Origin of the sequence: Carnobacterium jeotgali MS3 (assembly GCF_000745125.1) — a bacterium.
GTDB classification, from domain to species: Bacteria; Bacillota; Bacilli; order Lactobacillales; family Carnobacteriaceae; genus Carnobacterium_B; species Carnobacterium_B jeotgali.
The window spans coordinates 363,926-384,166 of the sequence record NZ_JQNF01000010.1; the positions used below are offsets into that span (position 1 = coordinate 363,926).

Annotated in this window: 16 protein-coding genes; 2 read left to right on the forward strand and 14 right to left on the reverse strand. The window is 35.5% G+C overall.

What is annotated here, in order from left to right; all coding sequences use genetic code 11:
* Positions 1-47: 47 nt before the first annotated feature.
* Positions 48-1,769 (reverse strand): glycoside hydrolase family 3 protein, encoded by a 1,722-nt coding sequence (locus BP18_RS09280; protein ID WP_029276639.1) that lies wholly within the window; start codon positions 1,767-1,769, stop codon positions 48-50.
* A 138-nt stretch (positions 1,770-1,907) separates the two neighbouring features.
* Between BP18_RS09280 and BP18_RS09285 the strand changes: the two genes are divergently transcribed.
* Complete coding sequence (locus BP18_RS09285; protein WP_035050604.1) at positions 1,908-3,122, forward strand: helix-turn-helix domain-containing protein; 1,215 nt, start codon at positions 1,908-1,910, stop codon at positions 3,120-3,122.
* Between the two features lie 108 nt (positions 3,123-3,230).
* Here BP18_RS09285 and BP18_RS09290 read toward each other — a convergent pair whose 3' ends face one another.
* Both BP18_RS09290 and BP18_RS09295 read right to left on the reverse strand, forming a co-directional pair.
* On the reverse strand, positions 3,231-3,614 hold the full coding sequence (locus tag BP18_RS09290; RefSeq protein ID WP_007723007.1) for a VOC family protein: 384 nt from the start codon (positions 3,612-3,614) through the stop codon (positions 3,231-3,233).
* On the reverse strand, positions 3,614-4,264 hold the full coding sequence (locus BP18_RS09295) for a sugar O-acetyltransferase (protein ID WP_007723009.1): 651 nt from the start codon (positions 4,262-4,264) through the stop codon (positions 3,614-3,616). Before BP18_RS09295 ends, BP18_RS09290 begins: the two co-directional genes overlap by 1 nt.
* Positions 4,265-4,466: 202 nt before the next feature.
* On the opposite strand from BP18_RS09295, the gene BP18_RS09300 reads away from it, so the two are divergent.
* Positions 4,467-5,900 carry an MFS transporter gene (locus BP18_RS09300; protein ID WP_029276641.1) on the forward strand — a complete coding sequence of 478 codons (1,434 nt, stop codon included), beginning with the start codon at positions 4,467-4,469 and terminating at the stop codon, positions 5,898-5,900.
* Positions 5,901-6,013: 113 nt separating this feature from the next.
* Here BP18_RS09300 and BP18_RS09305 read toward each other — a convergent pair whose 3' ends face one another.
* The 11 genes from BP18_RS09305 to BP18_RS09355 all read right to left on the reverse strand — a co-directional run bounded on the left by BP18_RS09305 (position 6,014) and on the right by BP18_RS09355 (position 20,138).
* Positions 6,014-7,405 carry an MFS transporter gene (locus BP18_RS09305; RefSeq protein ID WP_029276643.1) on the reverse strand — a complete coding sequence of 464 codons (1,392 nt, stop codon included), beginning with the start codon at positions 7,403-7,405 and terminating at the stop codon, positions 6,014-6,016.
* Positions 7,406-7,412: 7 nt separating this feature from the next.
* Entirely contained in the window at positions 7,413-8,609 is a 1,197-nt protein-coding gene (locus tag BP18_RS09310) for a M20 family metallopeptidase (RefSeq protein WP_029276645.1), read from the reverse strand.
* Between the two features lie 384 nt (positions 8,610-8,993).
* Complete coding sequence (locus tag BP18_RS09315) at positions 8,994-11,345, reverse strand: helix-turn-helix domain-containing protein (RefSeq protein WP_081897327.1); 2,352 nt, start codon at positions 11,343-11,345, stop codon at positions 8,994-8,996.
* Between the two features lie 67 nt (positions 11,346-11,412).
* A complete protein-coding gene (locus BP18_RS09320) occupies positions 11,413-12,111 on the reverse strand; it encodes a Crp/Fnr family transcriptional regulator (RefSeq protein WP_029276647.1) in 699 nt (232 codons plus the stop codon).
* Positions 12,112-12,296: 185 nt separating this feature from the next.
* Positions 12,297-12,839, reverse strand: a complete 543-nt coding sequence (locus BP18_RS09325) for a Dps family protein (RefSeq protein WP_029276649.1) — start codon at positions 12,837-12,839, stop codon at positions 12,297-12,299.
* A 159-nt stretch (positions 12,840-12,998) separates the two neighbouring features.
* A complete protein-coding gene (locus BP18_RS09330) occupies positions 12,999-14,906 on the reverse strand; it encodes a heavy metal translocating P-type ATPase (RefSeq protein ID WP_029276651.1) in 1,908 nt (635 codons plus the stop codon).
* Positions 14,907-14,925: 19 nt separating this feature from the next.
* A complete protein-coding gene (locus BP18_RS09335) occupies positions 14,926-15,147 on the reverse strand; it encodes a heavy-metal-associated domain-containing protein (RefSeq protein WP_029276653.1) in 222 nt (73 codons plus the stop codon).
* A 124-nt stretch (positions 15,148-15,271) separates the two neighbouring features.
* Entirely contained in the window at positions 15,272-16,120 is an 849-nt protein-coding gene (lgt, locus tag BP18_RS09340; RefSeq protein WP_029276655.1) for a prolipoprotein diacylglyceryl transferase, read from the reverse strand.
* A 98-nt stretch (positions 16,121-16,218) separates the two neighbouring features.
* The gene (locus tag BP18_RS09345) at positions 16,219-16,440 is read right to left on the reverse strand and encodes a heavy-metal-associated domain-containing protein (RefSeq protein ID WP_007721863.1); all 222 of its coding nucleotides are present in this window, start codon (positions 16,438-16,440) and stop codon (positions 16,219-16,221) included.
* 153 nt (positions 16,441-16,593) lie between these two features.
* The gene (locus tag BP18_RS09350) at positions 16,594-18,384 is read right to left on the reverse strand and encodes an ABC transporter ATP-binding protein (RefSeq protein ID WP_029276658.1); all 1,791 of its coding nucleotides are present in this window, start codon (positions 18,382-18,384) and stop codon (positions 16,594-16,596) included.
* The gene (locus tag BP18_RS09355) at positions 18,384-20,138 is read right to left on the reverse strand and encodes an ABC transporter ATP-binding protein (protein WP_007721866.1); all 1,755 of its coding nucleotides are present in this window, start codon (positions 20,136-20,138) and stop codon (positions 18,384-18,386) included. The genes BP18_RS09350 and BP18_RS09355 overlap by 1 nt, the downstream gene beginning before the upstream one ends.
* Positions 20,139-20,241 lie beyond the last annotated feature (103 nt).

The following is a 20,241-nucleotide window of genomic DNA, read 5'->3' on the forward strand; positions in this document are numbered from 1 at the left end:
AGCAGTACCTCAAAATAATGAGGTGCTGCTCTTTACTTTACACTATCTTATAGTTTTGCTTGCCATTTATTTGCCCAAACATTTTCGTTTGGCGTTCCTTTAAATTCGGATTTACCTTCTAATTTATCGATTACTTGTTTGATTGTTTCTTCGTTATTATGGTATGCATTCACAAAAGTTTTAACCATTGTTGCATCATGTAAATGAGTCGTAAAGTTTAGTGATACGAATACAGTGGGTACTTCGTATACGAACCAAGGAACTTCATTAGACATTGCTGTACTCCATTGGATACGGTAATTATTTTGTGCACCATATCCAACAATGTCAGAAACTTCTAAAGCTAAATCAACGTTTTCACGGTATTCTATTGTCTTGCCTTTTACTCGTGTAGATCCATCATTTAACGTTACTTCATAACCACGAGACGTCAATTCGTCTGTAATTTGTTTAGCAATATCAGATCCACCTTCGTAGATTCCACCTTTTTCACCTTCAAGCAAATATAAACGAATGCGTTTGTGTGTTTCAGGACTGATAGGTAAGTTATTTTGAGTATCTTTTACTAAAGTGATTCCTTTGTCTGCTGCGTCAGCGCGCATTTGTAAATGCTCTTCACTACCCACAACTTCTAACTCAGATTCATCTTTTAATAAAGTACCTTCAGCTTGTTTTGTATTCAAGTTTAACTTAGCTTTTAAACCTAAAACACGTTTTAAAGCATCTGTCATACGTTCTTCAGTAATCACGCCGTTTTGGTACCCTTTTAGCATGAAGCCAAAGTCTTCATCGATATCGTTGAAAAATAAGAACATGTCACATCCAGCAGCAATTGATTTAGGAACATAGTCTTCGCGACGCATAGCTGCCGTCATACCTAACATATGAGAAGCATCTGTGATCACCATACCATTGAAATCTAATTTAGTTTTCAATAAGTCTTGAATCAATTCAGGTGCTAAAGTTGCTGGTAAGATATCTTTATCTTCTAACGTTGAATCCAAAGCTTTTTGGTACTCAGGTAAAGCAATGTGTCCAGCCATAATCATTTCAACACCATTGTTGATATGGTTACGGTAAACGCGTCCGAATGACTTTTCCCATTCATCAACCGATAATTCATTCACACCTAAAACTAAATGTTGGTCGCGTTCTTCAGTACCGTCACCAGGCCAATGTTTGATACATTTAATAACTTCACTTTGGTCTAAGCCTTCAAGGTAAGCATTCGTATATTTAATAACATCATCTGCATTTGTACCGTAAGCACGAGTGTTAACAATAGTATTTCTCCAGTTTTTCAAAATATCTACACATGGATCAAAGTTTACATTTACACCCATCGCAGCTTCTTCACGTCCAGAAACATAGCCAGCATTGTAACCAACTGTTGTATCTCCAGAAGCTTCAACTTGTGCTCCAGAAGCAATATACGTACCATCATTAGCAGCACCATTACCACCTGCATCGCAGTTAGCAGCGACCAACAAAGGTATTTTCGAATCTTTTTGAAGTGAATTAATCAATTCTTGTACTTGTTTAGCTGATCCACCTTGGTAACGTGCTCCACCAATATGGTATTTTTCTAAAATTTCTTTATTTGTTAATGTGTTTCCACTAAATTGATCTTCTCCAAAAAAGAATAAGTTAGTGAACAATTGGCCTACTTTTTCTTCATCTGTCATGCTAGCAATTGTGTTTTCCACCCATTTAATAGCATCATCATTTAAATTATAAGGTTTTGCTTTTAAGTCTACTAATTTACCCATAATAATCTCCTAACGGTTCATTTTTATTTTGTTTACAACCCCATAATAAAGAAACCGTTACCATTATACTTTCACTATTTTTGTTTTTATTATATAATTATGTTTTAATGGACAATTAATTTATAAGGAGATCATATAGTGAACTTGGAAAAAGAATTTACAGCACATGGTGTTTGTCAATTAATCTATACTATTATTCAAGTTAATACTCAATACTTTAGTGTTGATCATCTAACACAAAAAAGCTTCACGACTACGCAAATCCCTACCTTTTTACAAACTCATATTGAGCAATCGTTATTTTCTATAGAAAACCGCTTATTACACAAAAAAAAGAACGATGTCTATTTTCATAAAGACCCTAAATTACAACTCTACTATTTAGGAAAAGGTGTATGGAAAGACAACTACTATCAAGGAACTATTGTGATAGGTCCCTTTATTTCAGATACTCTTCCTAACGACTATTTAGAACAATTAAAAACTCAATTTTCTATTGAAAATGATTCTTTAGTTGTATTAAAACAATACATTGAGAGCTTAACGATTATTAATCAGAATCGTTTATCCTCTATTAGTTATTTATTGACAACTTTTACTCCTAAAAAAATTATTCAACCAAATATGATTTTTTCAGATATGGGTGAAGCAACTTTAATTCAGAATACTTTAGCCTCTAACGAAAATAGCTATGCTGAAATAGAAAAGAGTTATCAAGTAGAAAAGAAAATTCTGAATGCAGTTGAAAAAGGCGATCATGAAAAGGCGATTGAACTTTTAGAATTTTATAAAATTGATTTAACTTATCGTATACCTGGAAATCCATTACGAACCTATAAAAATCTAGGATTTTCACTCAATACTTCTCTACGTATTACGGTTGAAAGAGTTGGGGTTGACCCCATTTATATTCATTTACTTTCTAATAAGATTGCTATTCAAATTGAAAATTTAACAACTATCTCAGAGCTTGAAAATATCCGCACATTTATGGTGACTGAATATTGTCAATTAGTTGACGCAGAGCGTTCAAAACGATACAGTCCAGTTATAAAAGAAGCGGTTACCTATATTCAACTCCATTATTTTGAGAAAATTTCTCTTTCTACAGTAAGCACAAAATTAAATATCAATGCTACTTACCTTTCTAAACGATTTAAAGTAGAAACTGGTCAAACGATTACTCATTTTATCCAAGACGCTCGAATCAATCATTCAAAACAATTGATCAAAGATAATGATTTATCTATCACTGACATCGCTTTAAAGGTTGGATTTGAAAACTCAAATTACTTTTGTACGGTATTTAAAAAACGAACAGGTGTGACTCCTAGACACTATTTTGAGCTTTAATAATAGTAACATCTTTTGAATATCGGAATTTGATTGTTTAGATTTCCAGTATTAGATACACAAAAGAGCAAAACCACGTTACATGGTTTTGCTCTTTTGTGTTCTTTTTTAAATAGTGATTTCAACCCAATTGCCTTCTGGATCGGATACAACACTTTCGTAGTACCCATCTCCTGTCCAACGAGGTTCTCCAATAATAACGTATCCAGCTTCTGCTAGTTTTTCCGTTAAAGCATTAACAGTAGCTTCATCTCCAACACTGATTGCTAGATGTGCCCATCCTAATGGAGTTTCTGCTAGTTTTTGTGTAACAGTCGGTTGTTGCATCAATTCTAAGCGCACTGTAGAATCAGGAAAACTCAAAAAATAACTAGCAAATCCTCGAGTAACATTTTCATAACGTTCTCCCGCTCTAGCTAAAAAAAATGTTTCATAAAACTGACGCATGCGTTCAATATCCTTAGACCATACAGCTATATGCCCAATTTTCATTATATATTATCCTCTCTTATCAAGTCATTCTTTTTTTCAATGGCAACTTCTGCCCAATAATCTGCTTGTTGAGCTTCCCAAAACACTTTATCATCATGAGTAATCTCACGCATAACACGACAGGGATTTCCAACTGCTATCGTATTTGCTGGAATATCTTTTGTAACAACAGAGCCTGATCCAATAACAACATTATCTCCAACAGTAACACCTGGATTCACTACGGAACTACCACCAATCCAAACATTATTTCCAATCACGATGGACTTTCCGAATTCTAATCCACTATTACGTACTGTAGGATCAATCGGATGCCCTGCAGTATATAGACACACATGTGGACCAAACATCACATTATCACCGATTGTGATTGTAGCCACATCTATCAAAACACAATCAAAATTAGCATAGAAGTTTTTTCCAATAGTAATATTTTTCCCGTAATCAATCCGTAAGTTTGGCTGCATGTAAATATTTCCTGCTACTTCATCAAAAATTTCAGTCAGCAATTCTGTCCGGTAAGTACTTTCTTCTTCTGTAGTGCCATTAAATAATCTTACTAATTTTTGTCCTTTTTGTCGTATCGTCTTCAACTCTTCTCCTTGTGCTCGATACAACTTTTCAGAAAGCATTCTCTCTTTTTCAGACATCTTTTTCCTCCTATTTTTCTAATTCGAAACCGTTACCATTATTTTAGCATGAATTCTTAAAAAATTATAGTTAGTTAAAAGCTTGCTACGTATCATATTATGATATTTAATTTCAATAAATAGAATGCGTTTCCAAAAAACGCTTCCATTTTAATTTTATTGTGATATAATTTCGTTATTAAGATGAAAAGGTGGTAATGAAATGATTGAAGCAAGTAAACATGAAGAAAAACAAGCAGAAGTAAGAAAATTTGGTTTCATTGATAAACTCGCATATATGTCTGGTGATATCGCAAATGATATGTTCTTTATTTTCTCTAGTTCGTTCTTAATGCTTTTCTATACAAAAGTTTTAGGGATAAGCGGGGCTGTCGTTGGAACCCTATTCCTAACCGCTCGTGTTGTCGATGCATTTACCGATATTGGAATGGGCCGATTGATTGATACATTGAAACCTTCTAAAGATGGACGATTCAGAGTATGGATTAAACGTGTTGCTCCATTTGCCGTAATTTCAGGGATTCTGTTATTTTTAAATGTTGCGCAAGACTGGCCGATGAATATGAGAATCGTTTATATTTTTGTAACTTATATTTTTTGGGGAAGTTTTTGTTATACAGCTATAAATATCCCTTACGGTTCCATGGCCTCTGTTATCAGTGATAACCCAGATCACCGCTCTTCACTTTCAATTTTCCGTAGTGTTGGTGCAAGTCTCGCAAGTATTTTCATTTCATTTTTTGTTCCGCTTTTTGTTTATACAACCGATGCAAATGGTACACAAATCGTTCTTGGAAACCGATTCACTATAATAGCTATTGCATTTGGAGTTATCGCCTTTGTTCTTTACCAATTTTGCTATCATTTCTCAATCGAGCGTGTTCAATTACCTGACACGAGTCAACAACCAAAAGAATCTTTTGGCACACAAGTCAAAAACATTATTAAAGGACTAACAACAAATCGCGCATTAGTTGGAATTATCGTAGCTGCCATTTTCTTATTGTTAGCTCAATTGTTGGTTGGTACAATGAATGCTTATTTATATGCTGACTACTTCCAAAATTATAGAGCGCTAGCAATTGCAGGTGTTGCGGGTGCAGCAGGTGTACTTGTTCTGGCACCATTTTCAAATAAAATTGCTTCTCGTTTTGGAAAGAAAGAATCAGGTACAGTAGCGCTTTTATGGTCTGCAACAATATATACGCTTTTATTCTTTATGGGTACTTCAAATGTTTGGTTATTCCTTGTCCTCGCAAGTTTAGGAAACCTAGGAATGAATTACTTCAACATTATCATTTGGGCATTCATCACCGATATTATTGACTATCAAGAAATCAGAACAGGTAAACGTGAAGATGGAACAGTTTATGCGGTATACTCTTTTGCCCGTAAACTTGGTCAAGCCTTAGCTGGTGGTTTAGGTGGATTCGCATTATCGGCCATCGGATATGTTTCAGCTGCTTCCACTCAAAACCAAGATGTTTTAGATAAAATATATGGTGTTGCTAGTGGTATCCCAGCTATTGCTTATCTACTAGTAGCTCTAAGCCTATTCTTTATCTATCCATTAGGTAAAAAACAAGTTCGCGAAAATACAGCTATCTTAGCTGAAAGACGTAAACAACAAGCCTAACACTAAAATTTCTTTTTCATTAATCTCCTACAGAAAAACATAAGCGTTTACAATCAATTTGCACAAAATGCCATATGTATCCTTACTATAAGGACGCATATGGCATTTTTTATTTAATGTGTACTTGCTAAAGATTCTTCTGTTTCACGTGGAGCTGTTAGGACAACAGAAATCACAGCAATCACAACGAATAATACATTTACCCATAAACCTATCATACCTGCTAATTCAAAAGAAGTACTTGTGGACATAGCTGAATAGACACTAGATGAGATAGCTACACCAATGGCTCCACCTAAAGAACTGGCCATTTTGTAAACTCCAGACGCTACTCCAACTTTGCTTACAGGAGCAGCAGAGATAGCCGTATCTGTGGAAGGTGTTGCATAGTAACCAAGTCCTAGACCATAGAAAGCATAACCTACAAATACAAGAACAGAATAGATTGTACCTGGTATAAAAGTTAGAGACATGAGTAGAATCCCGATACCAGCAATACTGGTGCCCATTAACATCGGTTTACGAGCACCGTGTTTTTGTAAAGCTTTTTCACCTAGGCGAATAGATGACAATACACAAACTAGGTAACCAATCGTTAATAAACCTGATTGGAATGAAGAATAGCCTCTACCCATTTGCACGTACGTATTCGCAACGAACATTGTACCGGCAGATGCATTCAATAAGAAGTTTGATAATGTTGCACCACTGTAAGCTTTATTTTTAAACAATGAAAAATCAATTAAGCTGTTTGTTTTTGCTAGTTCAACTTTAAAGAAAATAGCTGTTGAAATAATAAATACGACAACAAATGCAATTTCTAATGGGCTAGTCCATCCAATAGAAGAACCATTTGTAATAAATAAATTGAACGTTAACATCATGATCACAAAACTAACTAAGCCACTAAAATCAAAAGTCGTTCTTTCTGCAGCTACGACTTTGCTTTCAGGTGTGCCATTAACTAGTAAAAAGCCTGCAATAGCAAAGATGATAGAAAAGACAAAGATGTATCTCCAGCCTAAATAAGTTGCTACCATTCCACCGAATAATGAACAGATCCCGGAACCACCCCAAGATCCAATAGACCAATAACTAAGAGCACGTTGACGATCTGGTCCTTCAAAATAAGTTTTCATAAGTGATAATGTTGCAGGCATAATTGCTGCTGCTGAAAAACCCTGAATGATACGCCCGATAATCAACAACACTGAACCTTGAGCAACTACTAAACACAACGAACCAATAATGCTTAAAATCAAACCAATTTTTGTCAATTTTACACGGCCAAGTTTATCAGCCATTGCGCCTGACCCTACCATAAACATCCCTGAGAATAACCCGGTCAAACTAATCGCAATGTTTAAAACACTTGATGAAATACCTAAATCAGCTTGTACAGCTGGTCCAATATTTAACATCGTTTGTGCGAATAACCAAAATGTAATAACTCCAAATACAATCCCAACAATTAATCTATTTGTACCCTTATAATTTGTTTCCATTTTTCTTTTATTCTCCTTTTACTAGATAATCTATTACAATTGATCCCATTGCTTTTGCTGCAACGATTAAACTTGATTCACTAATTTTAAATTTAGGATGATGATGTGGATAAGCTTCGCCTTCTTCAGGAGCAGCCCCCACATAAAAGAACATACTTGGGCGTTCTTTTGCATAGTAAGCAAAATCTTCTGAAGGGGGTTGTGCATCACACATTTCGATTCCTTTTAGTTCAGGAATAGTTGTTTGTTTCAATTTGCTGATCGTTTCTTCTGTCAACTCAGGATCATTATATAGAACTGGGTAGTCATTTTCATATTTCAGCTCATAAGTAACATCAAACATAGCTGCTATACCTTCTAATTTAGCGCGAATTTCTTTTTCGATAATTGTACGAACTTCTTCAGACATTGAACGTACATCACCCTCTAGGAAGACTGAATCTTTGATCACATTGAATGATCCACGACCATCGAAGTTACCAATTGTAATTGAACCCACGTCAAATGGATTTAAACGACGGCTCACGATGGATTGGACGGCTACCACGAAATAACTTGCGGCTACAATTGCATCATTTGCTTTGTGTGGCGAAGAACCATGTCCGCCGACTCCTTGAATCTTGATATGGAAATTTGCACGGCCAGTTTGAATGTTTTCAGGACGATAAAATAGTTTACCTGTTTCCATTTGAGACATCACATGGATACCAAAAACATTGTCAACTCCATCTAGTGCGTGATCTTGAATCATTTGTATTGCTCCACCTGGAGGCATTTCTTCCGCATGTTGATGGATAACAACGATTTTCCCTGCTAATGAATCTTTTAGTTCAATCAAAGATTCAGCTAAGATTAACATGTATGCCGTATGCCCATCATGCCCACAAGCATGCATCACACCCGCATTTTTAGATTTAAAGGAAACATCTGCTTCTTCTTCAATTGGCAATGCATCAAAATCAGCGCGAATAGCCACTGTTTTTCCGGGTTTACCAGAATCAATTGTTACGACTATACCTCTTCCACCTACATTTGTTCGCACGTTACAGTCTTTGCCTTTATAAAAGTCAGCAATATAAGCAGCCGTTTTTTCTTCTTGAAAAGACAACTCAGGATTTTCGTGCAAATAACGGCGTATCTCAATCATACGGTCTTGCTTCTCATTCATTTTTTCAAAAAGGACATTTTTAATCGATTCATTCATTTTTTCTCCTCCTTAGTTATCTTTCAGAGCAATTGAATTTGTTCTTTCATTCTTTACTCTTCTATTCTAAGATAGATTCAGGAAAAAAATAGGGCATAAGTTTACACAAAAGAGCTCTTTTTTGCTCTCGTCATCTTTCATTAGGCTCAAAGAGGTAAAGAAAAGAGGCTTTTTTATCCCTTAATTGCTTTTATTGCAAAAAAAACGTTATTCTACTCAGTATCAGCTAGAATAACGTTTTTTTATTTATTTTGGTTTTTGGGACTTGTATAGATCTTAAGACTTAAGACGGTACCAGGGCTCTTACAAGTATATCCGTCTATTCCGCAAGAACTTTTTTGAAGTAGCCACATTATTTGACGAAGAGCTATAATCTTATCTTCATTAATAATCTGGTTCGATTTTTTTCAACTCAATAAAATGAATCGAATTGATGTCCATGTAAGCATAAAAAGACCATTTTCCATCAATAAGTTCATCATTTATTTCTACATCTGGAGTTGTCGTCGAAATAATATATTTCATGACCTCTTGATTGATACCATATTTACTATTTATTTTTCTTAAGTTATCATACAATGCGCCATTTTTACGGTCAAATTTAAAACGAGTGACTTGATATTCACCTGGTTCTAAATTTTCTATTTTAACTTGCAACTCTTTACTATGTTCACGCAAGAATAAATCATCAACTGAATACCTAGGGTTAAAGTTCCGTTCATGGAATAACGCAATTTGATAGCCATCTTCATTTTGTGTTAAAAGATGGTTTTCTCCTTCAGATAAGACGGTACCGTACAACCTTTCTTTAAAAAACATAGCATAATAAACCGGTCGTTTACCATCAAAATAATGAAAGAGTTCAAGACCATCAGAAACCAAATCTTGACTGTTATGGACCCTTTCGTGTATTTCATTATTAATCCAAAAACCTAAACCTTGAACTTCTTGACTCAGCTCTAGCACGGTGTTGAAAATGAGTGCCGCACGAAAAAAAGTGCCATTACTATACCGAGAATCTCCCGTCAGTGTATTCCAAATATCAAGGAACAACGGTTTTTCAATTTTATTTTTCTTGAGAAAGTGTTTCAACCTCTTCGTTTTGTTCATATGGTAATTTTGTGCTTTCATAAAATTCTTATCACTTGTGTCTTCAAAATTAATATCGCTATTTCGATTGGCATCAAAACTTATGAAATCAATAGTTATGGCCTTATTCAGAAGCCACATGTGACTTTTTTCAATACTTTCCGTGTCTTCATCAAAAGGTAAAAAAACACCTAATTGAATATGTGGCATTTTATTTTTCAATGTCCTTTGTAACGTATCGTATAACTCCTCTAGTAACGCAGGATCAAGTTTTGTCTCTTTTGGTGCATAAAACAAAACATGCCATTTCTGAACAAATTCTTTACCAAACACTTGAACAGCATGATTTAGAAATGCCCTAAGTTTAGAGAAGTAGTCTTCGAAGTAAAGTATTTCATTTACATTGATCCGCAAAAAGATACTAAATCCCGAATCCTTAATTGTACGTAAAGCTAGATCAGCGTTGGCGTATATCGAAATAGTAGAAATGGCTTCATCGGTATTTATTTCTGGTAGAATTGTTGAACCGCTGATTAAATTACGGATACCGATATAGTTTATTTTCATGGAATCATTTGCCATCAAAATTTGTTTCTTTATATTCTCATTTAAAATGTCTTTCAATTCGCCAATAAAAACAATGTGTTTTTCATGAATAAGTGCTGTTTTTGTCTGCTCCATGGGTGAAATCAGTAGTTTTTCGTTTGTAAAATCATTTCCTAAAAGAGTTTGGTTCATTTCTTTATCACAATACTTAGTTAATTTCACAAGTACCTCAGGTGAATCTAAAATACTAGATTTACCAGTATTCTGTTTAGCCATACTTTCCTCTAAAGGAACCATTGATTTATGCTTTTTTCGATAACTAGCTGGTGTTTGTTCGTAAGCTGTTTTAAAAGCCAGGGCAAATTGTTTCGCTGTGGAGAACCCATTGCGGGACGCTATTTGAAAAAGCGAATCTGATGAATGAATCAAATCTTCTTTACTGTGCTTAAGGCGAACGTTCGTCAGATACTTTGAAAAATTGATACCGACGAATTGTTTAAAATAACGTGAAAAATAAGAAGGCGATAAGAATTCTTGATTTGCCATATGGGTTAACGATAAGGGTTCGCCATAATGGTGTTCAATATGGTTTAAAATACGAGTTATTCGTTCGTCTTCTAATTCAATTTGTTCTTGATAAGGAATGCTCTTTTTGAAAAAACGAATCATCATCAATAAAACTTGATAAAGATCGCTTTGAACGCTAATGGAACTATCCTCCCCCTTTTGCAAATGAGCAATCACCATTTTCGCTAATAAACGGCGCAGTTGGGCTAAAACTTCCTCACGACCAGTATCAATCTTTTTAGAGAAACATTCAAAAACATAATGGTAGTAGGCTTCGTACTGCATTTTAAAAAAGTGGTTCGTAATAGCTAAAGAAACGACAACATTCGATGAGTCTCCTATGATACTATAAATGGTATTTCGATTAATAATCAGAATATCGCTTTCCTGTAAGAAATACTCTTCTCCATCCATCGAAACCGTAATAGTCCCTTCAACCACAAACAAAAGCATTGTACCTGCAAATTGGTGAGCTGAAACAGATTGAATGCTTTGTATCATAATTTCAAAGTCGTTGATCAGTTTTTGTTCCACGCTATCCCCCCTTTGCACAAATTATTTTTTTCGCATTGCTGCTCAGTTTACAGACCTCATTATTCTATCAAACCAATAATAACCCATCTAAATCAAGTACTCTAATTCGTTTATGAGTAATTTGTTTGATGTACCCTTTCTCCTCTAGGTCATTGAACTTACGACTGATGGTTTCAGGAGTCGTTCCCAAATAAGAAGCCAAATCTTTTTTGCTCATAGGTAAAGTAAATTCGGCTGCTCCTAGTTCTTCATCATTGAGACTTTCTGCTAAATATAAAGCAATACGAGTTTCAACTTTTTCTGTTGAAAAACGTGTCGTTTGCTTTTCAGATGCTTCAAGGCGACTTGAAAATTCAGCAATCACTTTTAGAGCAATCGAAGGGTATTTCAGCAAGAATTCTTGCAAATCAGAGCGCTTAATCATACAAATTTTTGTGTCCACAATAGCTTCAGCATACGATTCATGTGTAGATTCTGAAAATAAAGCCATTTCACCAGTGAATTCGCCAGGATTTAACATACGAACTAATTGTTCTTTCCCAGAATCTGATAATCTGTAGATTCGAACTCTTCCTTTATTAATAATATAAAGAGAATCCGATTCATCTCCAGCATGATAAATAAGTTCATTTTTTTTATACGTTACAGATCGCGTTGTTTTCATAATTTCATCTAACTGCTCATCTTCTAAGTGATTAAAGATGGGAACCAAAGATACGCATGCTTTATGCGAATTACTCGAATGGTCATGGTGTGTATGATTCATATTCATTTCCTCCACATAAGTTACTTTTTTGACAGTATCATTAACCTTAGTATACCAATTTCAGCTGGATTCTTCGAGTTAAGTTAAACATTCTTTCTTATTTGCTTAGATTTCATCAAAGTCAGCCTACTGCAGAAATGAATTTTTTCTGTAGTAGGCTGACTTTGACTATTTATTTAATGGGTTTACTCATCTTCTCCTTCAAGAGCTGATTGGCTAAGAAACGCTTGTAACAGCCAAATTGTTTTGTCTAAATAGTTCTTGTAACCAATCATGGTATCTTCTAATACAAAGTCTTCTTCTTTCTGTGCTAGTCGGATCGTTCTTAGTGTCAAATCTCTTGTGAGACGGTAATCATCTACTAGATTTCCAACCATTTCTTCAGCTGACAAATATTTATCTTTTGATGATTCAGAGATCAACCCATACTTCGCATACTCTTCAGTAGTAGATGCTGGTTTGGCACCTGAAGCAATTAAGCGCTCTGCAATGTCATCGTAATACTTAGCATTTTCCTCATATAAATTTTCAAATTTTTCATGCAATGAAAAGAAATTTGGTCCTTTTACATACCAATGATACTGGTGCAGTTTCACATGTAAGATTGCTTGGTTAGAGATAATATGGTTCGTCATAGCCGCTGCAGTTGGATTGTGATGATCATGCTCTTTTTCCTCTTGTACGGTCTCAGCTTGATATAATTCTTCATTGGTGTGTGCTTCAGTCATTTTTAAATCCTCCTAGTTTTATCATTCGATTAGTTACGGTTGCCTTTTGAACAAATTAGCTTGAATTAACTTAGTGTAGGACTCGCACTTAATTTTGACTAATCACTCCTTTCAATGGTTCAGCACATTTCCTTGCCTATTGGGTAGTACTCCAGTTGATTACGCTTCGACAGGTACTACAACTCCTTCTACGTTTGCTTGCATATTTTTACGGTTGAAATGAATCAAACGCATCGCATTTAAAATAACGATTAGTACACTGGCTTCATGTATGAACATTCCAGATGCCAAATGAACACTTCCCATTAAGACCCCAGTTAATAAAATAGCTACTACAGCTACCGCAATGAAAATATTTTGTTTCATATTTCTAGTTGTTGCTTTAGATAATGAGTAAGCATGTGAGAACTGCATCAACTTATCAGCCATTAAGACAACATCTGCTGTTTCCATCGATACATCAGTTCCGCCTTCACCCATTGCTAAACCAATATCAGCCGTTGCAATCGCTGGAGCATCGTTGATTCCGTCTCCCGCCATAGCAACAATGTGTCCTGATTCTTTCAATTTCTTTACATATTCTACTTTGTTTTCTGGTAATAATTCAGCATGGAACTCATCTAATCCTAGTTCCATTGCAACAGCTTCTGCAGTATGTTTGTTATCTCCAGTCAACATGACGATTTTCTTAATTCCATTTGCTCTCATTTGTGCCAAAGCTTTCTTAGCATCATCACGAATCTGATCGGCAATAGAGATAATACCAGCAATATTTCCGTCAATTGCGATAAAGATAGCAGAGTTACCTGCTTTTTCACGGCTCACGGCATAGCTTTCAACAGCCGTTGACAATGTGATGTTTTCAGTTGTCATTAATTTTCGATTACCAGCAATAATTTTACGCTTGTTCACTACAGCTTTGATCCCGTTGCCTTTGATTGCTTCTCCATCAGTTAGTTCCATAGAAGCAAGGTCCATGCCACGGTTTCTGGCTGTTTTTACAATTGTTTGTCCCAAATGGTGTTCAGAAATGGTTTCTGCTTTAGCCACTAGTTCCAATAACGTATCCTTATCGACTTTGTTAAACGTGTGAATGTCTGTCACTTCAGGTTTTCCTTTTGTTAAGGTACCTGTTTTATCAAAAACCAAGGTATCAACTTTGGAAAACTTATCCATAATTTCTCCACCTTTAATCAACACCCCATTCTTTGCGCCATTTCCGATACCGGCAACATTTGAAACGGGAGCTCCGATAACTAAAGCACCAGGACATGCGATAACTAAGAACGTAATGGCCAAATGGAGATCTCTAGTAAAGAGGTACACGATAATCGATAAGACAACTACAGTTGGTGTGTAGATATTGGCGAATTTATCTAAGAATTTTTCGGCTTTAGATTTTGATTCTTGTGCTTCTTCAACTAGCTCAATAATTTTCGCAAATGTCGTATCATCACCAACTCTTTCAGCGATGATTTCAATGTACCCATTGTCTACTATAGTTCCACTAAAAACTTTAGCGTCGATTGTCTTTGAAGCTGGAACAGATTCCCCAGTAATCGCCGCTTCATTAATAGAAGCTTTTCCGGAGACAATTTTACCATCAACAGGAACTTTTCCACCTGGATGAATCACGACACGGTCTCCTTCTTCAACCTCTTCGACGGGAATTGTCTCTGTGTTTCCATCTGCCCGTAATATTGTCGCTTCTTGTGGAGCCATATCAACCAATTCTCTTAAAGAAGAACGGGTTTTTTCTAACGTTCTCATTTCTAAATAATCTCCAAATAAGAACAAGAAGGTTACCACAGAAGATTCGGTGTACTCGCCAATGTACAATGCCCCTAGAACAGCAATACTGACCAATAAATCAATGCTGAAAGCTTTCATACGCAACGCTTGAATGGCTTTGATAAAAATAGGTACACTGGCAATAAGAGTTGCAATAATTAAAGCGATGTCTTTTAAATTTTCAGTTCCCAAGAAGCCAGAAATAAATCCAATAGCGATTAAGACTCCTGATAAAATAGTGATATGATTTTTATGATGATTAATATGTGCAATCATTTTTATTCCTCCTAATTTTTTATGTGCTTACTTTTGAATGAATGGAATGTCCGGTTAACAGAATGGCTTTTTCAATTTGATGGATCGTAACTTTTTGGTTGTCAAATGTCGTGCGAATCTTTCCAAGTTGAGGAAAAACTCTGACCGATTCGATACCGTCTAATTCTTTGACCTGATTTTCTATTTTTTTTGCACATCCAACACAGTCAAGCGGTTCGATTTTAAATAAGGCTTTAGCCATTGATCTTTCTCCTTTCTTTTTGCTCTCTCTTTATAGTCTTATCTTACTTCTTAATACGCAGTTAAAAATTGACCACAGTCAATAAAAAAAAGATTTCAGCACATTTTGCTGAAATCTTTTTTTGTTATACTAATGACCTTAGTTTCGTTGTCTCTCTACCCTTGGAATAGTACGGAATAGGCGGATAATCTTGCCTGCGGAGATACCATATGAGAATAGCTCCGATGAATAACACTAAAGATAAGGCTTGCGATACGCGCATCAAATCCCCTATCCACAAGCTATCTGTTCTCATCCCTTCAATGAAGAATCTCCCTACTGAGTACCAAAGTACGTAACTTAACGCTACTTCTCCTTGACGCAACATGTTCTTCCGATTCCTTAATAGGATAATCAGTCCAAATCCCACTACGCTCCACAGTGATTCATATAGAAACGTTGGATGGTAATAGGTACCCTTAATGTTCATTTGCTCAATAATAAATTTTGGTAAATATAATTTTTCAAGAAATGCATAACTAACAGGTCCTCCATGAGCTTCTTGGTTAATAAAGTTTCCCCAGCGTCCGATAGCTTGAGCCAACAATACATTAGGTGCCAAGATATCTAATAACAATGATAAAGAAACGCCTTTCTTATTTGTATACCAGTATAGTGTAAGTCCTCCTGCAATCAACCCTCCGTAAATAGCAATTCCACCATTCCAAATAGCTACAATTTCTCCTGGGTTCTGGAGATAATAATCTAATTCGAATAAAACGTAATAGAGACGTGCACCTATAAAACCAATCGGAATAGCCCATAAAGCCATATCAATGATGATATCCTCTTCAAGACCTTTTTTCTTTGCTTCTCTGGTGCTTAAATGAATAGCTAAAACTATTGCTGCAGCAATGATGACACCATACCAATGGATCACGAAAGAGCCTATCTCAATAGCATGGGGGTTGATTGATCCTAATCCTACTTCCATTTAATCTACTCCATTTCACTTTTCAAAAAAAGATTCCCACTATTGAAAGTCGGAATCCTTCTTTAGATTATTTTCAACTCATTATCAGACTTCATCTATTAAGATATTTTGGCAGATAGTACGGGATAACCTAATTTTTGAATGGTTTCTTGAATTTTACTAGCTTCAATAGCTGTTTCATCGAACTCTGTTTTTACTTTGCTTGAATTAAACATTACCTTGGCTGATTCAATACCTGCCGTTTTATTTAAAGTCGTTTCGATTTTCTTGATACATGATGGACAAGTTAATGGTTCTAATTGATATACTGCTTTACTCATAATGATCTTCCTCCTATCTTTTATTATCTTTAGTATAAGCAGTCCTACTCCTTAAAAAATTGACCTTCATCAATTTCCGATAAAAAGCTCAACAAAAAAAGACCGAATCTAAAATGATTCGATCTTTTTTTGATAGTTAATCGGTTTAAGTGTTTATAAGTCGCCTGTTCTTTCTTGATAGGTCTGTAACTGATACATATCGTAATAGGTGCCTTTTTGATCAATTAATTCATCATGACTTCCTTGTTCAACAATTTCACCGTTATGCAGAACTAAGATCTTATCTGCATCTTTAATCGTAGATAAACGATGGGCAATAATCAAAGAGGTCCGACCTTTGCGCATATTGGCTAAACCTTTTTGAATTTTTTCTTCTGTTTCTGTATCGATATTAGCCGTTGCTTCATCAAGGATTAGTATACGTGGTGAACGTAAAATGGTTCTAGCAAAACTGATTAACTGCTTTTCTCCAGCAGATAAGCTTGCTCCTCGTTCAATGACTTTTGATGCATAACCATTTTCCATTTCAGATATAAAATCATCTGCATAGACAAATTCAGCCGCTTGCTTAACCTCTTCTTCTGTATAAGAGGTATTGTACATTCGGATATTGTCGGCGATATTTCCATAAAACAAGAAACTATCTTGCAAAACTAAGCCCATTTTAGTTCTAAGCCCTTCAATAGACATATCCTTTAACGAGTGTCCATCAATAGTAATTTCTCCTTCATGGTATTCATAAAAGCGCATCAAGACATTAATGATGGAACTTTTTCCTGATCCCGTTTGACCGACCAAAGCAACTGTTTGACCTGGTTTCACTTCAAAGCTGATGTTGCGTAAAACTTGTTTCTTACCATCATATGAAAAGTTCAAATTATTTACTTTGATGTGTCCGTTAGTAATCAACCCATTTTCCCCTGGCATAGATTGCGGTGCAAGTTCATCATTTTTCAATAATTCTTGGACCCGATACCCAGAAACAATACCATCTTGTAAGGAGCTTAAGCTATTCATCATTTGACTAATGGGTTGAAAGAATGAGCGCGAATATGCCGTAAACGCATAGACCAGACCAATATCAACTGCACTTTGATTCCAATCTTGATACCCAAAAATTAGCAATACTACTACTAGAGCAACGGATTCAATCACATTGATAGCTGGTGCTAATAATAATGCATTCATGCTATACATCGAACGTCGAGAAACGACATATTCTTGATTGATATCGCTAAATTCTTCTATCAAACGCTCTTCTTGGTGGTACTTTTGGATAATACTCATTCCGCTGATCGATTCACTTAAACTCGCATTTAGCTGACTCAATACTTTTCTCATCTGACTGTAGACAACCGTACTTTTCTTTCGATAGATTCCTGCAATCCAGATAATGAAAGGTGTAAACAGCAAAAAGACTAACGCCATTCGCCAATTCAATGCAAACATAGCAATTGTGATTGAAATGACATTAAATAACCCATTTGCAATATTTAAAAAGACTGTCCAAAAGTCTTTTATGGTTTCTGTATCATTTGTTACTCTAGAAACAACTGTACCCGCGGGAGTTTGGTCAAAATAACGCATTCCCAATGAAACAACTTTTTCATACAATTGATTTCGAATATTCGCAACGGTTCTTTCAGAAGCCGTGTTAAATAGAAAATCCTTTGCATATGAAAAGATGGCCTTGAGGAGAGTCAGTACTCCATAAAAAATTACTATACGTACTGTAATTTCCATTGTTGCTGTCCCATTTGCTAAATAAGTGTCAATGTAACGTTGAATAATGATTGGCAAATACGCAGCTATTGCTGCACTCAACGCTAAAAATAGAAATGAGAAGATGAAAAGAAATTTATGCGGTTTTGCAAAACGGATTAGACTAAACAAGATACGCCCTGATTCTTTAGTGGAAAAGGCTGTTTGTTTTTGTGCTTCCATTACACTCCCTCCCCATCTAATTTTTTCTCGAGTTGTTGTTTATGGTACATATCGTTATACCAGCCGTCTATTCCGATCAATTCTTGATGAGAACCGCGTTCACTGATCTTTCCTTTTTCCATTACAATGATTTCATCTGCATTCATGATTGAACTAATACGATGGGCAGAAATAATGGTTGTTTTGTGGCGTCTTTCTTGCTTCAATAAACTTAAAATAGTTTCTTCCGTTTGAGCATCTACTGCTGAGAGAGAATCATCTAAAATCAAACATTCTGGTTCTACAGCTAAAGCACGTGCAATCGCAATCCGCTGTTTTTGTCCACCAGATAAAGAGACTCCTCGTTCCCCAACTTTCGTATCATAGCCCTCAGAGAATTGTAAAATATCTTCATGGATGTTGGCTAATGTTGCATATTTTTCAACTTCTGCTTGCGATAAATTCGGATTCCCAAAACGGATATTTTCTCGAATAGTTGTTGAAAATAAAAAGTTTTCTTGTGGAACAATAGCTATTCCTTTTTTAAGTGACTCTAATGCGTACTCTTTTATATTAATCCCATCATAGGATATCGTTCCCTCATATTGATCATAATCACGTAGCAGTAATTTGTATAACGTGCTCTTTCCAGCACCCGTTCTGCCGACTACTCCTAGCATTTCACCTTTTTTTAATTGGAAAGAAACATTAGTTAAAGTAGGATGCGGATCATCTGGATAAGCAAACGATTGAATATCAAACGCAATATCTCCATTTAAAGATTGACGGTAAGGATTATCCAATTCCACAATTGAAGGAGTGTAATCTAATAAAGCATCTACCCTATCGTAAGCGGCATTTCCTCGTTCAAGTGTATTAATAAGACCCCCTGCAGCTAGCAATGGCCACTGCATCATGCCAATATAACTAATGAAAGCCACTAAATCTCCAATAGAAATACGTCCAATTTGCACATAATTCCCACCAACTAACAAGGCAATTACATACGTTAATCCCATAATTATCTCAATGCTTGGGTTTAAAGCTGCTTTTAATTTGTAGACGCGTTGGTTTGTATTTACAACCTTTTGTGTTTCTTCTTTAAAAGCAGAAAAATCTTCTTTTTCTTCTCCAAGTGTTTTGAGCACTTTCATACCCGTTACACTTTCTTGAACGTGATCGTTCATAGATGAAAAAGCTTGTAAGGCTCCACGGTAACGGGCATGAATCATTTTCCCTAAATAAGTTGAGACAAAAATCAAGATTGGCAATGGCAAAATAGAGACGAGCGTTAGCTTCCAATCAATAAAAAAGAACATAGAAAAAAGCGTAACACCGCCTAATGATAGAGCATCCGTTAATGTTAAGACACCATCAGCTGCTACAAATCGAATAGCTGCCAAATCATTTGTAGCATGGGCCATCAAATCTCCCGTACGGTATTTATGAAAAAATTCTGAATCCATTCGAGTGAAAAATGTAAACAAACGATTACGTAAAATAGACTCAATCAATGTTGAGTTCCCAAATAAAGCCATTCTCCAGCCATATCTCAAAGCATACATAACCAATGAAAAAATAAGAATTAGTGCAACCCAAAAAGACAAAATTTGCCAATTTAGCGTTCCTGCTATGAAATGGTCAATAATAGTACCGATGATTTTTGGATTCATAACTTGTAAAATAGCACAAATAATTAAAGCTGTAACACCAAACGTATAACTTTTCCAGCGCAACTTGAAAAACCAACCATATTTTTTAAACGTATTAAACATTATTTCGTTCCTTTCTTTTAATCTTCCATTTTTCTATGCAAGATTCTAGCTTGATCCATGAAAAAACAAATAGAAAGGAAACTTCCTATTTGTTTTTAATAGT

Excerpts from the sequence above, each read along its gene's own strand:
- BP18_RS09305 (WP_029276643.1), bottom strand. The coding sequence starts at position 7,405 with ATGGAAACAAATTATAAGGGTACAAATAGATTAATTGTTGGGATTGTA.
- BP18_RS09310 (WP_029276645.1), bottom strand. The coding sequence starts at position 8,609 with ATGAATGAATCGATTAAAAATGTCCTTTTTGAAAAAATGAATGAGAAG.
- BP18_RS09350 (WP_029276658.1), bottom strand. The coding sequence starts at position 18,384 with ATGGAAGCACAAAAACAAACAGCCTTTTCCACTAAAGAATCAGGGCGT.
- BP18_RS09325 (WP_029276649.1), bottom strand. The coding sequence starts at position 12,839 with ATGACTGAAGCACACACCAATGAAGAATTATATCAAGCTGAGACCGTA.
- BP18_RS09290 (WP_007723007.1), bottom strand. The coding sequence starts at position 3,614 with ATGAAAATTGGGCATATAGCTGTATGGTCTAAGGATATTGAACGCATG.
- BP18_RS09320 (WP_029276647.1), bottom strand. The coding sequence starts at position 12,111 with ATGAATCATACACACCATGACCATTCGAGTAATTCGCATAAAGCATGC.
- BP18_RS09295 (WP_007723009.1), bottom strand. The coding sequence starts at position 4,264 with ATGTCTGAAAAAGAGAGAATGCTTTCTGAAAAGTTGTATCGAGCACAA.
- BP18_RS09280 (WP_029276639.1), bottom strand. The coding sequence starts at position 1,769 with ATGGGTAAATTAGTAGACTTAAAAGCAAAACCTTATAATTTAAATGAT.
- BP18_RS09335 (WP_029276653.1), bottom strand. The coding sequence starts at position 15,147 with ATGGCTAAAGCCTTATTTAAAATCGAACCGCTTGACTGTGTTGGATGT.
- BP18_RS09355 (WP_007721866.1), bottom strand. The coding sequence starts at position 20,138 with ATGTTTAATACGTTTAAAAAATATGGTTGGTTTTTCAAGTTGCGCTGG.
- BP18_RS09300 (WP_029276641.1), top strand. The coding sequence starts at position 4,467 with ATGATTGAAGCAAGTAAACATGAAGAAAAACAAGCAGAAGTAAGAAAA.
- BP18_RS09345 (WP_007721863.1), bottom strand. The coding sequence starts at position 16,440 with ATGAGTAAAGCAGTATATCAATTAGAACCATTAACTTGTCCATCATGT.
- BP18_RS09330 (WP_029276651.1), bottom strand. The coding sequence starts at position 14,906 with ATGATTGCACATATTAATCATCATAAAAATCATATCACTATTTTATCA.
- lgt (WP_029276655.1), bottom strand. The coding sequence starts at position 16,120 with ATGGAAGTAGGATTAGGATCAATCAACCCCCATGCTATTGAGATAGGC.